The organism is Halalkalibacter alkaliphilus (assembly GCF_023555415.1).
Taxonomy (GTDB): Bacteria; Bacillota; Bacilli; order Bacillales; family Bacillaceae_D; genus Halalkalibacter; species Halalkalibacter alkaliphilus.
On the sequence record NZ_JAKRYL010000001.1, the window covers coordinates 46,442 to 62,025 of the forward strand.

Here is a 15,584-nt window from a genome sequence, read left to right on the forward strand (position 1 = left end):
CTACTTTTTGTTTACCTATAGCCCTATTATCAACTGAGTTCTATTAAGCCTTAGAAAACAAAGAAGCCTAGCATAACTAAGTTTCTTTCATTTTAAGCTGTTACATCTCTTTTCTTAAAGACTACCCAAGAAATCAAATGGAAGCAAATGAAGTAAACGAGGAGTACCATCATAGAAAATGTCATCGTCATCCCTTCTACAATAGGTGCCCCGCTAATATACTGCCTTAAGTTGGTGTTCGCAAAAAGAATATATTTAGCCCAGTCATATTGACTTAAAAGCATCACAAGCTGTTGTCCAGTAAATAAGAGAAAAAGTGAGAGACCGATCGCTAAAGAACTGCTTCTAAAAACAGTCGAAATCATAAAGGCAAAGGTAACCATCATAATCATATCAACACTGTTTAGCCCATAAAGACTGATAATATGAGTAAGCATATTTCGTTCCACCACTTCTCCACCTTGATAGACGAGGTAAGGCAGATCGATCCCAGCAAAACCAAACAAAATACTTCCGACCACAACTGAAGAAACAAAGATTGTTGCTAGCATGAATAGCGCAAAAATTAGTGTTGCGATATATTTAGAAAACAATATTTTAGAGCGCCTCACTGGGCGAATCAACAAGAGCTTAATCGTACCTGTTGAAAACTCTGTCGCTACAATCCCTGCAGCAATGACGATGACAAAAACTGAAACTAGCGCGGTAAAATCAGGTGAGGAGATCATAAATCCCCAAAGTGTTTCTGATTCAACAGGCGGGATCTCATTTGCCAGACGGTACTCATTGATGACGAGCTGCTCATTTAGAGGACTTATGGCATTACTACTGATCATTGGCGTGTCCTCATACTCACTGATTTGTTCTGCTAATTGCGCATTCTCTATCTCAAGCTGTTGCTGCCAGTTACCTGTGGTGTCATTACTCAATAGAAACTTTGTAACGATCCCTCCGATAAGAACGATCCCAATGATTGCTCCAACCATGATCCATGTTCCTAATCGTTTATATATTTTCATGTTTTCATTTTGTATTAACTGAAAAATGTTAAACATGTTGCTCCCCTCCTGTTATTTCAAGAAATTTATCTTCCAGTGTCTTCTGTTCCCCGTTGATCCCTGTAATCTTAAAGCCATTATTCACAAAAAGCTTCGTATATTCCGTGATCGTTTCTTCCTGTGTACCAATCAACAAATATTCCCCACTTATTGTTGCTAATTCATTCGGATATTTGGCTTTGAAAAACTCTATTGCTTTTTCCAAAGGTGTAACCTTAAATTGAACAGAAATCTGTTGATTATCTTCAACCATATTTTTCACCTTCTCCACGCTAATAAGCTTGCCGTGATGAATAATGCCAATTCTGTCGCACATCAGCTCCATTTCAGATAGTAAATGACTTGATACAAACACGGTCATATTTTCTTCAGTTGCAATTCTACGAATATACGTCCGAATTTCTCTGATCCCAGCAGGGTCTAGTCCATTCGTCGGTTCATCCAAAATTAAAAGTTTCGGAGAATGAAGCAGTGCTTGAGCTAAGCCCAAGCGCTGACGCATACCGAGAGAGTATGTCTTCACCTTTTCATGAATTCGCTCGTGTAGACCTACTAATTTTACGATTTCATCAATTCTTCCTTTTGGGATGTTTGGCACCATTCGGGAATAATGTATCAAGTTATCATAACCCGACATAAATTTATACATTTCAGGATTTTCGATAATTCCACCGATGTTGGCAATTGCTTTCTCAAAGTTCTTTTCAACACTATGACCATTGATGATAACTTCCCCATCGGTGATGCTCATTAGACCAACGATCATGCGAATAGTCGTCGTTTTTCCTGCACCATTTGGCCCTAGAAATCCAAACACCTCACCAGGATATAAATCCAGTGATATTCCATGAATGAGCGTAGTTTTCCCAATCGTTTTTTTCAGATTTTTTATTTGTAAAATCGGTTGTTGTTGGCTAATAGTTTGCTTTTGCTTTTCCATATCTTTAACCCCCCTGCATTTCCTACTGATATTATGTCAGCTATTGTCTAAAATTCAGTTATAAAGATATTAAAAAAGTATTAAAACACGACGAAAAAAACCTACTCTGAATTTGATGTCATGTTCAGAGCAGGCTTCACATTTGTACTTTATAAAAGAGTGGACAAAGGATACTTTCTATCAATCTTTTTATGATTGCTTCTATCTAATAACTCAGAAAGGTAGCGGGTTTTTAGCGTTCTACAACATTACTCTGATATGTCCAAGGATGCCTGGACTTCCGGACTAATTTCCGTGTGAGGATAGTTAATTTGTTCTCCAAATTCTACCCAGTCGAGATTTGCCATCAGAAGTAAGTAGCGTTTACCGCTGGCCGGGTCACTAATGATGATATGGTCACGGCCAGCCGTTTCAACGCGCCCTTGATAGACCATTGCGTTCCAGCTGTTGTTTCCTTGGTAAGTAAAGTAGAATGTACCAATCTTACCTTTGTTGAAGCGCAGGATATTTTCGATAAACGATTCTTCCACCACGCCTGTAGGTAGCTGCTGCCCAGTCCCCATCGGAACCACTGGCACAGAATACGCGGGTCCAGAATGCATACCCGCCGGGAAGCCGCTTGGTTGTTGTGCGGCAGGGGCCTGCATCATAGTATCTGGATCAAAACCTGGGTAATTGTTCATTGGATAATATCTAGAGTTTCCACAAGTCATGAGATCATCTCCTTATTATTTCATCTATAAAACTCTGGGCAGTAGCCCGGTACAGCGACATAGAAGCAATGATTTTTGTGCGCAAAATCGAACTCCGTCATAGGGGTTCTTGGCATCGTGGGGGTACAAGGATCTCGGTATGCTTGCCCCGGACTTGGATTAAAAAACCACAAATTCATTCTGGCTCGAGGATTCCGATGACCATTCAACAAATTCCTGGCCCTCTGAAGGTCTTCTTCCGTAGGACGCTGTGTATACAAGGATCCATTTAAAACAGGCTCGAAGTGAGGAATTCCAGTTCCCGGTATCTCTTGATAGATAGCATGACGGATATTACGTAAATTTTTGAAGTCCGGCTCACAGTCTGCCTCGACCCGATTGGCCACAACTGTTCCTACCAGATCCATCCCTTCAGCTCCCTCACCAATCGCCTCCGCCAGCATGAGCCTTGCTAAAGAATTCACGTCACGTTCAGTATGTTTAATTCGCCTACCCATTTTCTCACTCCCTTCGGCTTATACAAGTAACTTATTGCCTGAAGGTAGTTTTGGTAGCTTGCCTATCCGCCCAAACCTTAAAAATTGCAAATTAAATAATAATTGCGCTGTTACTCTCCGTAATAATTGTTAAATTTATATAATTTGATGACTGCCTTAACTGGGGAATATAGGAATAACTCCACACAACATGCAAATACTGTTAATCGAAATTCATTTAATTAATACACCAAAAAAATGAGTCCGTATTAACTTTTGGACTCATTTTCACCTTGATATAACAAATGCACTCTATTAAATTATCTGTATAGATCGGGATGAAAAACCCTAATCACTTCACACTGTTAATCCCTGTAAGAAATACTTTAAGACTTATTATTGACTTAAAAAGTTCTGCTCCTAACACAATAATGCCGAGGAGCAGGAACGAAATCTATTATTATTTGTGCGAAGTTCTCACTAAATCGTCAATCTAGTTTAGTAATAAACTCTATCAATTTATCTGTTTCTAATTCTCCATCCCACTTTCTACATTATTTTTGCCAACTCTTGTTCCATTATTGCTTCACTAATCGCTTCAATTACTTGTTCCTCATCTGAACCTGAGCTTTCTATTTTTATCTCAGCACCTTCTGGAATACCAAGAGACATAACACCCATAATTGATTTTAAATTTACACTTTTCCCGTTATATTTTAGTGAAACATCGCTGTTATACCTGCTTGCAATTTGAACTAGTATTGAAGCTGGACGTGCATGAATTCCTGTCTTATCAATAACTGTAAATACTTTTTCGACCATATTATCAGCCACCTTATTTTTAATATAACTAAGGGTTTACATATCGTATTTCTAAATTCCAATATGTTACTAAACACATTGGAATACTAAGTTTTATAGTTTAATATTTCTACAGATTATAGTGCTTTTTATGAGAATCTATTTTAAGCATATAGTAACTTTAAAAACTGGTCTAAAGTAAAGTATATTCTACTTGTTCTAAAATTCTAGTCGTGCTTCCCTCTAGATTAAAACACTCGACATATTGGTTAATTGAACGCTTAATACGATTTACAACAAATCTTTCTCCATCAATTGAACACTCTTTAAGGTTATTGAATAGCTGTTCGATCTCTTGTTTTACTTCTTCTTCATTGAATGTATAATGACCAGCGATATCTAAAATTTGTTCAGTCAATTCTTGGTCATCTAGTACTTCCTCAACACCTAGTTTCGATTGGTCACCTACCATCCACTTTCTCCATCTCTCGCTCTTAATTGCTTGTATTTTCAACACCTGTTCTAGGTTTGAAGGGGCTTTAAGTAACCCTACTTCCACTAGTTGTTTTTCAACTTTGATTAGTTCTAGATAAGCCCTTGTTTCTTCTGTTCCAAACAATGGTGCTACATTGGTTGCTGTTATACCTAATGGAAGATGCTGGAGCAAAATATGATCGTCAATATAATCACCATTATGTTCTTTTAAACCGACACCATATTTCTTTGCGATATCCGCTAGTTGTTTTGCACTCTTCCCATTAAATGTTCCGACGTTTTCTGTCTTTTTAACTAATGTCCCCGTTTGGCCTACAATAAACGTTGGAGTAGGTAATTGTCGAGCTTCTAGTTCTTTATTAAGGTTCTTTATAAACGTTTCATACGTTTCTGTTGAAGTTAATCCACCATTTGTTTCCTCCGTCCCAACTTCGTAGCCAATTTCAGGTAAGCCTAGTTTCTTCCTTTCATTCTCACAGAATTCAATCAGCTCGATTGTTCTTCGTAAAACTGTCTCCATAGGGATCACTTTACCCATTTCAAAAGGATCCTTAGTAGGGTCAATATGAAGAAGATCAAATCCTTGTTTCATATCTTCAATATACGATTGTTTTCCAAGCTCCATGGCTAAACTCTCTTCTAAATGAGCATTTCTTTCATTGTCTCTTTGCCAAGGACCACCGTGGTCTCTGCATACATAATATAAACCTTCAAACCCTACTTTTTTGGAAGTATCGGCAATCGCTCCTACAAACGAAGCTTGGTCCCAGTTACAAACGTACCCTCCCCCAAGTTCCATTGAGTCAACTTGGTTCCTACTTGCAATAAACATTAATGGAAAATCTTTTTCTTTCGCAAGTTCAAAACTGGCCTGTAGTAAACTTGATGACATCGGCCCAATCCCTAAAGCCGTTACGTACTCGCCTTGATCTTGTAATGAAAGCATTCCCTTTACTAGTTCATTAATGTTAACTTTTTGCATGATTATTCCTCCTCTAATTGTGTACTAAAGCTTTAAATAGAATGAACAATATGCTGTTCACATATTGTTCATCAGTTTATTTTTTAATAAAGTTCATTACGCTGCTTCTTCATTCGATAGATCATTTGACTTTTCTTTTTTTAGAGCATTTACTAGTAAAGCCGTTACAGTTGTACCTACTACAATGGCTATAACGTACCAAAGTCGATTGTCGATAACTGGTAATACAATTGGACCTCCATGCGGTGCATAGTTATTTACAACTGCTAAAGCCCCAATAACCGCACCAGTAGCAGAACCTATCATGATTGAAGGGATGACTCGTAACGGATCAGCTGCAGCAAACGGGATAGCCCCTTCGGTTATTCCAATCGTCCCCATCGCTAATGCTGCCTTACCAGCTTCTTTTTCCTGTGCACTATATTTTTTCTTATTTAGCAAAGTTGCAAGACCCATCCCAAGTGGTGGAGTACATATTGCAATGGCAATGATCCCCATTATCGTATACACACCCTCTGCCATTAATCCAAAAGCGAATAAGCATGCAACTTTATTAACAGGTCCTCCCATATCGAATGCAATCATAAATCCTAAAATGATTGCTAAAAGAACTAAACTACCATCTGTCATCCCTAACAGACCTTCTGTCATACTCGTCATCATCATACCCATCGGTTGTGCCAGAAGATAAAGATAAGTTAAACCGACAATACTAACACTAACAATCGGGATAATGAATATTGGCATAACTGGTCTTAAGATATTAGGTACCTTCCACGTTTTTATCCATTTAACAACAAACCCTGCAAATAAACCGAGAATTATTGCTCCTAAAAATCCAGCTGTTACTTCTGACTCACCAATAGGAGAATTAGCTACATATCCTGCTATCATACCTGGAACTAGAGCAGGTTTCCCTGCAATCCCATATGCGATATAACCACCTAATATAGGCACCATCATTGTAAATCCTGCTACACCAAGCAATAATATATTTTCCATGAATGGATTTGTTACTTCCATCCCACTTTCTCCAGGACTTCCCGTCGCAAGAGCTGCAGCAATAAAGATTCCACCGACAACTACAGCAGGGATCATGTAAGATACGCCTGACATTAAGTAATCCCTTACCTGTTTTAACACCTCTTTCATTTGTTTTCCCCCTTTATAATTAAGTAAGTTTCCTCTTAGCTATTTACTAATTTCATAGCATCTTCAATTACTTTCTTTGGATTCGAAATAGCAGCTTGAACTCCAACCTCTAGTACTTTTTTTCCTTCAAATCTCTCTTTTTTCTCTATTAAACAACCAACGGCAAGTATAACAACATCAGCTTCAGCAATTGCTTTTTTCTTTAGTTCATTTTCAATTCCCATAGCACCTTGTGTTTCAATAGTAATCTTGTGTCCTAATTGTTTTCCCGTTTTCTCCAATGCTGATTGAGCCATAAACGTATGTGCGATTCCCGTTGGACAAGCAGTAATCCCTACAATATTCATTATTTCCATCTCCTCTTTTTACTTTTTATTGTATTTCAACAGCTTGGAGCACGGATGAGATCTCATCAATACTTCCAGCTGTTAATAACTGATTTCGAAAATTTGCATCCATAAGATTTCTACTAATATTAGCTAAGACGTGTAAATGCACATCACCACTATTGTGCTCTGGGACTCCTATTAAAAAAACTAATCGCACCTCTTGGGCCTCTGATCCTTCCCATACTATCCCTTCATTTAATCTACCAAACGCGACAAACGGTTCTATTACTTCATTTGACTTTCCATGGGGGATAGCAATTGAATAGCCAACGGCAGTAGAAAAATCATTTTCTCTATTTATTACAGCTTCTATATATTTATCTTTCGATTTAACACGTCCTATCGAATATGCTAACTCTCCTAGTTCATGGATAGCTTCTAATTTATCTTTCGCTTTTAAATCTAGACAGACTAACTCTCTGTTAATGACCATATTCTCCACTCCTTATTAAATGAAACACTTGATCCGCAGTATGGCAATTCACTATTTCTTCTAGCATTGATTCAGAATCAAATACTTGATATAGGTCTGATAACACGTGTTTCACACTTACATCTTCTTTAAAATTCATGGCTATTAGAAAGATGATTCTTACGGGATCTTTCCCCCAATTAACATCATTATTAAGAACTGCTATAACCACTTTTGGTGTATTCACATTTTCATAGCCACCGTGTGGAATTGCTACATAGTTTCCAAGTGATGTAGGAGCTATGTTCTCCCTCTTTATTAGAGATTCTTTAAATTCACTATTTACATAGCCTCTTTTTTCAAGCTGTTCACACAAAAAATCTAAAATATCTTGTTTGTTATCAAAATCTAAATCTGTGTATATGAGATCTTTATCTACTACTTTTACCATATTAGGACAACTAATTTTTTTGTTATGGGTAGTAAATAGAAAGTCCGAAAAGAAATTATTGATATTTTTAATGTCCTTTTTACTTACCAACGACGAGATGACAATGACTGGTTTTGTATTAATTTCTAACGGAACGGTAGAAATGATAAATTCAATATCATCTGTATTTATGTTTTCTATGTGACTGATTGATACTACATCCTTAACTTCCACTTGTGGAACATATCTCTTTATTCGATTGGCTATTAATTGAGACGTCCCCATTCCTCCTGGACAGACAACGATAACTTTTTTGGCTGTCACAAGTCTTTCAAAAGCCGCTTGAAAATGAAGAGCAATATATCCAATTTCATCCTCATTAACTTTTAATCCATACCTAGTTTCTAGGTTAGAGCAAACGAGCCATGTAAGTCCAAACGTTGCTGAATATTCACTTTTTATCTCATCCAGTATTGGATTGTTAATTTGTATTGAATACTTCAACCGATTTACCATTGGTTTAAAGTGCATCAATAAACCTAGGTAAAGTTCTTGGTCATTACTCAAATCAATATTTGAAGTTTTAGAAGAAAGTGATATTAATTCACCAACTAAATCTTTTATATGATCATCCACATTATTAATAAAATGTTGCGTATTATTGAGTAACATTTCTTTTTCAACACCTGAACTCATCAAATATTGATTGATGTAAATAACTTCACTTTGTATTACCTCAATTTGAAACTCCTTGCTAATTTCACGAGCCATGGACTCTGCAATTAAGTAAGTATCCGTTGATTGATGTTCACCTATTTTCACTTGCTTCTTACTTGCATAAAGTTTATTACCATTTCTTACTCTTCTAATTAAAATAAGAATATGAGTTAATAAATTTGTATAATACGGCTCGCTTATTTTATACGTTAGCTTTTTTTCTGCATTAGCGATCATTGTTTCTACGGTTGTTATTTCTTGTTTATCAAACATTTTAGATAATCCTAAATACGAAGATCTATCTAACCTACTTTTCATACCCTGTTCTTTATCTTCTTCTTTAAAATCTACCGCTAACAAATTAGTAACAATACTAGCTATTGCGTTTCTAATTGCTATTTCCTTCCCTACAATTCTTGTACCTTCACGATTTCGAACAAGTTTGATTCCATATTCACTAATCCATTCTTCAATTTTATCTAAATCTTTCACAATTGATGTTTTGCTTACCATATATTCCTCAGAAAGCTTTTGAAGCGATAGTGTTTGCTGCGAGTAAAAAAGTTTCGAAAAAATATTAATTCTTCTCATCTCTATTGATAGAGGGTCAAAATTTTCCTTATTCTCATTCACTCCATTCAGAATCAGCATTTTTTCGTCTTGATTAGCATTTACCTTAATTCCTGAACCAGGTTTCTTTTGAAGCACTACATTTTGTTCATTTAGAAACAATTTTATATTCCCTAAATCGTTATGGACGGTTCTTTCAGAAACCCCCATTTTTCTTGAGTAGAATTCAATCGTTTTATAATCGGATTCACTAACTAATAAGTTAACTAACTTTTTTTGGCGCTTCGTTAGACTATTCATTCTTCCCCCCCTGTAAAGAAATTCACTAAGATAAAGGATTAGGCTGTAGGAAATTCGAAATTCAAATTTGGTATATATTCTAATAAAAACTTGCTTAATCCTCTTAAATCTTGAAGTATGTTTCTGTAATTAAACTATAGCAAATGTGTAAGCGCTTAAATATAACAAGCTGTTGCAACTTCACTCATGAACAAATGTGACTTATTTAAATTTTCTGAATGTAACATTGAGTTTTTGCTCATTTTATATTAGAGTTATAACACTTTAAAAGATTAAAATGGGTATTAACAGAGGAGGTATTTAAGGTTATGTATTTTTTAGATTTCCACAATCATACGAATCATTCATTTGATTCCCAAGCTGTCATGGAAGAGGTCTGTAAAGTTGCAATTGGAAAAGGATTGAATGAAATTTGCTTCACTGAGCACTATTCCCTTAATCCTAAAGCACCTACGTATGGTCATATAGATCTTAACAACTACCTTTCCGATTTAAATTCGTGCCAGCTCAAGTTCCAGGGAGAAATAAAAATCAAAAAAGGGATTGAAATTTGTGAACCTCATTTGTTAAAAGAACACTATTCTAAAACATTAAAACCATTAGAACTTGATGTGATTTTAGGCTCTGTTCATAACATAAGTAATAATAAATTACGAAAACGCTTAGAGGTACAGCAGGAAAAAGCATATATGGAATATTTTCAAGAGGTTTATGAGATGGTTAAAGAGGCTGATATAGATATAGTTGCCCATTTAGATTTAATGAAACGCTATGCTCACAAAGTGTATGGAACATACGATTTCATCGAACACAGAGAGATGATAGAAATTATTTTATCTAAAATAATCGATAGAAATATAGGAATTGAAATTAATACATCTGGTCTTAGAACTTCTTTAAATGAAACGTTGCCATCAATTGACGTTATTAGACTATACAAAAAATTAGGAGGAGAGATTTTGACAATAGGTTCAGATTCTCATGAACCCGATTCAATTGGGTCATATGTAAAAGAAGGGATCAAACTAGCAAAAGAATTTGGTTTTAACTATATTTTCTCATTCGAAAAAAGAAAACCGATTCCTATTAAGATTTAATGAGATTATTTAAAATCTCCCTGCTTATTCAACACAGTAAGACCAGAAATCTTCGTCCCTCACCAGAAAAACAACAAAGGCCTATGCATAAGTACATAGGCCTTCATTTAATGCTGATGCTTCTCTCTCAGTTCTATCGGATACACTAGAATATCATCAAAGTAAGTAAGATAGTGATCATCTCATATCCTCTTTGCCGTGCCATGATATAATCTTCGTTAAGCTTAGCTGTATCGTCCTCTTATGCTATCCCCCAAGCTCAGTTACCCCATTAATATCTCACGAATATCCTCTTCTGTTAAGGCAACTGACCGTTGCTCTTCTGAATCTACAATCTCCGAAATAAGATCTCTCTTCTTCTCCTGTAGCTCATTCATCTTTTCCTCAATCGTACCACGTGCTACTAGCTTTATAACCTTCACCCTTTTGTTCTGTCCCATTCTGTGCACTCGATCTGCCGCTTGTTCCTCGACCGCCGGATTCCACCAAAGATCATATAAGATAACGGTATCCGCCCCTGTCAGGTTCAGTCCAGTTCCCCCTGCTTTCAAGGAAATCAGGAACAGCTCTCTCTCCCCATCATTGAATCGCTGGCAAAGATCTAATCGTTCCTCTGATGGTGTCTGCCCATCCAGATAGAAATAAGTACGCCCTCTTAATGTGAGCTCTCTGCCAATTAGTTCAAGCATTTTGGTGAATTGGGAGAAGATCAGCACTCTTCTTCCTGCCTGTCTTGATTCTTCAACGATTTGCATGAGCTGCTCAAATTTCGCTGAGCTTCCCTTATAGCCGTCTACAAACAGAGCAGGATGACAGCAAATTTGGCGCAGCCTCGTTATTCCTGCTAATATTTTTATCCGATTTTTTCGCAGGGTATCTTTATCGAGGTGCTTGACTGTTTCGTGCCTGAGCTTTGCTAAATAAGCCAGATAGAGCTTCTTTTGTTCAGGTAGCAGTTCGGCTGATACAAGCGACTCCTCTTTCTCAGGCAACTCGGATAGCACATGCTCTTTCATTCTACGCAGTAAAAACGGGCGAACCCTTATAGCAATTTGTTTCCTCGTTAGCTGGCTGTATTCCTTTAATCCTTGGAATAGCTGAGGAAAGACGACATGATAAATCGACCAAAGTTCTTCAAGTGAATTTTCCACCGGGGTTCCTGTTAGTCCCAAGCGGTGTTTGGCCTTAATTCTTTTAACGGCACGAGCGGTTTGGGTTACCGGGTTTTTAAACGCCTGAGCTTCGTCAAAGAAAACCGTATGAAACATTTGCTTTTCATACCATTTTATATCCTGTCGGAGTAGCGGATAGGACGTAATGATGATATCTTCTTTCGGATCTTTTAGAAGCCGTTCTCTTTCTTCTTTCTTTCCATCAATCACAACCGCTTGTAGTTCCGGTGCAAATTTCATGATTTCACGTAACCAGTTATACGTTAAGGAGGATGGACAAACAATTAGTACGGGTTGTCCGCTTTCGCGAATACGCGGAAGCTCTGATACGATGAAGGTAATGCTTTGCACCGTTTTTCCAAGCCCCATGTCATCAGCTAGAACACCTCCAAAGCCATAGCTTGCGAGTGTCTTCATCCATTGATACCCGCGTTTTTGATAGTCTCGTAATACTGACTCGAAGTTTATCGGTACCTCATATTCTACATTTCCAGGATTCAGCAGCTGATCAAGAAATTGACGAAGTGATTCCTCAGCCTTGAAAACATCGCTGTCCTCAATGGAATCAAGAAATTTGAGTCCTTGTGCGATAGGGACATTCAAACTAGCTTCCCAGTCTGAATCTTGAGGCGGAACGGCATTCAAGAAACGCTGAATTTCTTCCATTTCTCTTGTCTCAAGCGACAGGAGCGATCCATTTTGAAGACGGTAATATTTGCGCTTCTCCTCTAATGCGGCTAACATCTCCTTAATCTCATGGTCTGCCACCCCATTCATCTCAAATGTAAATGCCAGCCAATTGGTTCTATCCTTTTGATTGACCTTCACTCTTATTTTCGGAAACGCGTTCTTTTTAAAGATGCGGTTTCGTACAGCCGTTGTCGCATAGATTTGGACTTGTTGTTTAAGCTTCGGAACGACATGGTATAAAAATTCATACTCAAGCAACTCATTTTGCATGAAATAACCGCCATCTGTTTTTGAAAACCCGCTTTGCTCCATTAATTGCAGGATTTCCTCTTCTTTTTCCAAATCTCTAATCACCATCGGCCCTTTGGCAATGTCTCGGCTTTCTAATGGTTGAATCATAATATTTTCATAATGAAATTCTAGTCCTGCAAGCAGTCGGTTTCTCAAACGATCCAAGTAAAGCTTGGCAACAAGTGGAGCTTTCAACATCTGAGACAACGTTTTTGAAAGGTGGACCTCACCAATTTTTTTCAGGCCAGGCACGATTTCAGTAAGAAAAAAATCAATTTGTCCCTGTGGAATCGGAACATGATTGTTACTTGGGGACGCTAGCATTTGCTTTAATTCAAATAATCGCTCGCAATCTTTTTCCTCTAACTGAAACACTTTCCCCTCACACAACACCACATGATAAAGTGGCAAAACACTCATTCGTTCAAAACCTTTGATCGCCAATTGATAATCGGGACCCTCGGTTTCTTCAAGGGTAAACTGGATAGGAGGTGCTCCATCCACCAGTTTGAATCGTTTAAATGCATGTCCATCATGCATAAGCGAAATGAATGGGGCTTTTGAGAATAAAGGGATAAGGTCCTCCCAAGAGGATGGTGGAATCAGTAATGTCTGATTCGTATTGGTAACCTCAGGCATTGCTTCGAGAAAGGCTTTTTCATCATGAATGATCCGAATAAGCTGTTGGATAATGGCATCTGTTTCCTTTGAAAAACAGTGAATGTTTGGCTCATAGGTACCTACACTAGGCTTGCCTTGTTTCACATTTACTAGAAACTCGCGTATGTATGGTACTTTTGTCTTTTTGATCTCAACTTCTATTCCAAGCAAGGGCTGATTCTGTCCGTACAAAACAGGTTTAATGGTAAACCTGACAGTCAGAACTTCTCTTTTTTCAAAATAACGTTTCTGTCCCCTTGTTTGTGTTGGTTTTTCTTGAAAAAGAGAGATGAAGTCTTTTGTTAACTCACCATAGGCAGCTGAATCATCTTGTACACTTAAAGGGGATGTTTCTTGTCGTTGCAGATCATAAAGCGAAAGTAAAACTGCTGCGATATGCTGGCAGCTTTTTTGAAAGTTGGCTAATGTAGGACAAGTGCATGTCATCTGAATGTTCCCAGCTTCTCCTTTTTCAATGGTGACACGAAAGTCTTCCTTCCCACTAACGGTAGCTTCACAGAAATCAGGTCTATACTCTTGAAATGTCACTTTATTGGAGCGATAAAAAGAGTCCCCTTTTTTATAGGAGACCATACCGCATAATTCTTTAATCATCTTGTGAGTTAGTTTCATCTCCATGACTTCCGCTCTCTTCTTTAATTTGGTCTTACATAAACCCTATCACAATTTTGATAAGCAAAAAAGATTTAAGCTTATGGCACTATTATGAATAAGTCTCTCTATGAGCTTTAGTAACCTTACTTAAGCAGTTAATGACTTGAATCAGACCTTAGCAGAAATGTATCAATATTGTTGCGAATAACCTTTTTCCTCCTGTAAAAACTAACATAATACTAGTTCAACTGATTTAAAGCATAACTAGGAGGGGCACAAATGGTTTCATTAAACGATATTGTAACAGCTCAGGAAAAGATGGCGGGAATCGTACATAAAACTCCATTAGACTACTCACTAACCTTTAGTGAATATTCGGATAACGATATTTACTTAAAGCTTGAGAATTTGCAAAAGACAGGTTCCTTTAAAGTACGCGGCTCCTACAATAAAATGATTTCATTGAGAAAAGATGAATTAAAAAATGGGGTCGTTGCTGCTTCTGCAGGAAATCATGCACAGGGTGTTGCTTATGCAAGTAGGATGCTTGGCATCCCTTCTACCATTATCATGCCAGCAGGGGCTCCATTAAGCAAAGTACAAGCAACAAAAGAATATGGTGCAAATGTTGAATTAAAAGGAGCTGTATTTGATGAAGCCCTTGCCTATGCCCTAAATTTAAAAGATCAATCGGGCGCTGCTTTTGTTCATGCCTTTGATGATGAAGCTGTCATCGCTGGGCAAGGAACGGTTGGACTTGAAATTATGGAACAGATTTCTGAAGTCGATGCCATTGTCTGCCCAATCGGAGGTGGCGGGTTAATTGCTGGACTCGCAGCAGCAGTGAAAGAAAAAAATCCATCTATACAAGTGTACGGAGTCGAAGCAGCGGCTTGTCCGAGTATGGCACAGTCGCTTTTGGAAATGGAACCAATCACAGTCGATGCTAGTCCAACGATGGCAGATGGGATTGCCGTCAAAAGGCCAGGTCAACACACCTTTCCGTTAGTTCAACGATACGTGGATGACATGCTCACTGTTGATGAAACAGAAATTGCTCGAACGATGCTTATGCTACTTGAGAGGAACAAACTACTTGTAGAAGGGTCAGGCGCAGTTTCACTAGCTGCCCTGTTAAATCAAAAGCTTCCTATTAAAAACAAGAAAGTTGTACCCGTTATCAGTGGAGGAAACGTGGATGTAAGTTTTATTTCTAGAATTATTGAAAGAGGTATGGTTGAGGCCGGACGCTTCATGCGTTTCAATACTATTCTCAAAGATAAACCTGGAAACCTTGAAAAGGTGTTACAGGTTGTGACAGAACACCAAGGAAATATATTAGATATCTCCTTTAGCCACATGGGGGATAAAATTTATCCGAGCTATGCCCAATTATCCATTTCTGTTGAAACAAGAGATCGGCACCACATAGAAGAAATCATAAACGCATTGCAGCAGAAAGGGTACACAGCGGAATTGATCTAAATTCGATAAAAGAGGGACATCAGGGACAGTTCATTCATTGTCCCTAATAAATCTCTATAAATCGTTCGTTCAATTCGTTTCGCACCTTTCATCTAACACGTTAGACTTATGATTTCCATTGGCATTCACCTTCTCTTTT

Annotated in this window: 13 protein-coding genes; 2 read left to right on the forward strand and 11 right to left on the reverse strand. The window is 37.7% G+C overall.

The window, feature by feature from the left end:
* Positions 1-92: 92 nt before the first annotated feature.
* The 10 genes from MF646_RS00225 to MF646_RS00270 form a co-directional block, all read right to left on the reverse strand.
* On the reverse strand, positions 93-1,055 hold the full coding sequence (locus MF646_RS00225; RefSeq protein WP_250094476.1) for an ABC transporter permease: 963 nt from the start codon (positions 1,053-1,055) through the stop codon (positions 93-95).
* The gene (locus MF646_RS00230) at positions 1,048-1,998 is read right to left on the reverse strand and encodes an ABC transporter ATP-binding protein (protein ID WP_250094477.1); all 951 of its coding nucleotides are present in this window, start codon (positions 1,996-1,998) and stop codon (positions 1,048-1,050) included. The genes MF646_RS00225 and MF646_RS00230 overlap by 8 nt, the downstream gene beginning before the upstream one ends.
* A 248-nt stretch (positions 1,999-2,246) precedes the next feature.
* The gene (gene gerQ, locus MF646_RS00235) at positions 2,247-2,711 is read right to left on the reverse strand and encodes a spore coat protein GerQ (protein ID WP_250094478.1); all 465 of its coding nucleotides are present in this window, start codon (positions 2,709-2,711) and stop codon (positions 2,247-2,249) included.
* Positions 2,712-2,731: 20 nt separating this feature from the next.
* Positions 2,732-3,208, reverse strand: coding sequence for a cell wall hydrolase (locus MF646_RS00240; protein ID WP_338035458.1), 477 nt, complete (start codon positions 3,206-3,208; stop codon positions 2,732-2,734).
* Between the two features lie 528 nt (positions 3,209-3,736).
* A complete protein-coding gene (locus MF646_RS00245) occupies positions 3,737-4,009 on the reverse strand; it encodes a phosphocarrier protein HPr (protein ID WP_250094479.1) in 273 nt (90 codons plus the stop codon).
* Positions 4,010-4,181: 172 nt separating this feature from the next.
* The gene (locus MF646_RS00250) at positions 4,182-5,465 is read right to left on the reverse strand and encodes a class II D-tagatose-bisphosphate aldolase non-catalytic subunit (protein ID WP_250094480.1); all 1,284 of its coding nucleotides are present in this window, start codon (positions 5,463-5,465) and stop codon (positions 4,182-4,184) included.
* Positions 5,466-5,561: 96 nt separating this feature from the next.
* Positions 5,562-6,617: a PTS fructose transporter subunit IIC gene (locus tag MF646_RS00255; RefSeq protein ID WP_250094481.1), complete on the reverse strand. Its 1,056-nt coding sequence runs from the start codon at positions 6,615-6,617 to the stop codon at positions 5,562-5,564.
* A 35-nt stretch (positions 6,618-6,652) separates the two neighbouring features.
* Positions 6,653-6,964, reverse strand: coding sequence for a PTS fructose transporter subunit IIB (locus MF646_RS00260; RefSeq protein ID WP_250094482.1), 312 nt, complete (start codon positions 6,962-6,964; stop codon positions 6,653-6,655).
* A 25-nt stretch (positions 6,965-6,989) separates the two neighbouring features.
* Complete coding sequence (locus MF646_RS00265) at positions 6,990-7,439, reverse strand: PTS sugar transporter subunit IIA (protein ID WP_250094483.1); 450 nt, start codon at positions 7,437-7,439, stop codon at positions 6,990-6,992.
* The gene (locus MF646_RS00270) at positions 7,429-9,435 is read right to left on the reverse strand and encodes a BglG family transcription antiterminator (RefSeq protein ID WP_250094484.1); all 2,007 of its coding nucleotides are present in this window, start codon (positions 9,433-9,435) and stop codon (positions 7,429-7,431) included. The genes MF646_RS00265 and MF646_RS00270 overlap by 11 nt, the downstream gene beginning before the upstream one ends.
* Before the next feature lie 308 nt (positions 9,436-9,743).
* Here MF646_RS00270 and MF646_RS00275 point away from each other — a divergent pair, with 308 nt between their 5' ends.
* A complete protein-coding gene (locus tag MF646_RS00275) occupies positions 9,744-10,532 on the forward strand; it encodes a histidinol-phosphatase HisJ family protein (protein ID WP_250094485.1) in 789 nt (262 codons plus the stop codon).
* A 263-nt stretch (positions 10,533-10,795) separates the two neighbouring features.
* Here MF646_RS00275 and MF646_RS00280 read toward each other — a convergent pair whose 3' ends face one another.
* Positions 10,796-13,984, reverse strand: a complete 3,189-nt coding sequence (locus MF646_RS00280) for a DEAD/DEAH box helicase (RefSeq protein ID WP_250094486.1) — start codon at positions 13,982-13,984, stop codon at positions 10,796-10,798.
* A gap of 255 nt (positions 13,985-14,239) precedes the next feature.
* Here MF646_RS00280 and ilvA point away from each other — a divergent pair, with 255 nt between their 5' ends.
* Complete coding sequence (gene ilvA, locus MF646_RS00285) at positions 14,240-15,445, forward strand: threonine ammonia-lyase (protein ID WP_250094487.1); 1,206 nt, start codon at positions 14,240-14,242, stop codon at positions 15,443-15,445.
* Positions 15,446-15,584: the final 139 nt, after the last annotated feature.

What these genes read in the sequence shown, in the direction of transcription:
- MF646_RS00240 (WP_338035458.1), bottom strand. Translation starts at nt 3,208, where the DNA reads ATGGGTAGGCGAATTAAACATACTGAACGTGACGTGAATTCTTTAGCA.
- MF646_RS00225 (WP_250094476.1), bottom strand. Translation starts at nt 1,055, where the DNA reads ATGTTTAACATTTTTCAGTTAATACAAAATGAAAACATGAAAATATAT.
- ilvA (WP_250094487.1), top strand. Translation starts at nt 14,240, where the DNA reads ATGGTTTCATTAAACGATATTGTAACAGCTCAGGAAAAGATGGCGGGA.
- MF646_RS00275 (WP_250094485.1), top strand. Translation starts at nt 9,744, where the DNA reads ATGTATTTTTTAGATTTCCACAATCATACGAATCATTCATTTGATTCC.
- gerQ (WP_250094478.1), bottom strand. Translation starts at nt 2,711, where the DNA reads ATGACTTGTGGAAACTCTAGATATTATCCAATGAACAATTACCCAGGT.
- MF646_RS00255 (WP_250094481.1), bottom strand. Translation starts at nt 6,617, where the DNA reads ATGAAAGAGGTGTTAAAACAGGTAAGGGATTACTTAATGTCAGGCGTA.
- MF646_RS00280 (WP_250094486.1), bottom strand. Translation starts at nt 13,984, where the DNA reads ATGGAGATGAAACTAACTCACAAGATGATTAAAGAATTATGCGGTATG.
- MF646_RS00260 (WP_250094482.1), bottom strand. Translation starts at nt 6,964, where the DNA reads ATGAATATTGTAGGGATTACTGCTTGTCCAACGGGAATCGCACATACG.
- MF646_RS00230 (WP_250094477.1), bottom strand. Translation starts at nt 1,998, where the DNA reads ATGGAAAAGCAAAAGCAAACTATTAGCCAACAACAACCGATTTTACAA.
- MF646_RS00265 (WP_250094483.1), bottom strand. Translation starts at nt 7,439, where the DNA reads ATGGTCATTAACAGAGAGTTAGTCTGTCTAGATTTAAAAGCGAAAGAT.
- MF646_RS00250 (WP_250094480.1), bottom strand. Translation starts at nt 5,465, where the DNA reads ATGCAAAAAGTTAACATTAATGAACTAGTAAAGGGAATGCTTTCATTA.
- MF646_RS00270 (WP_250094484.1), bottom strand. Translation starts at nt 9,435, where the DNA reads ATGAATAGTCTAACGAAGCGCCAAAAAAAGTTAGTTAACTTATTAGTT.
- MF646_RS00245 (WP_250094479.1), bottom strand. Translation starts at nt 4,009, where the DNA reads ATGGTCGAAAAAGTATTTACAGTTATTGATAAGACAGGAATTCATGCA.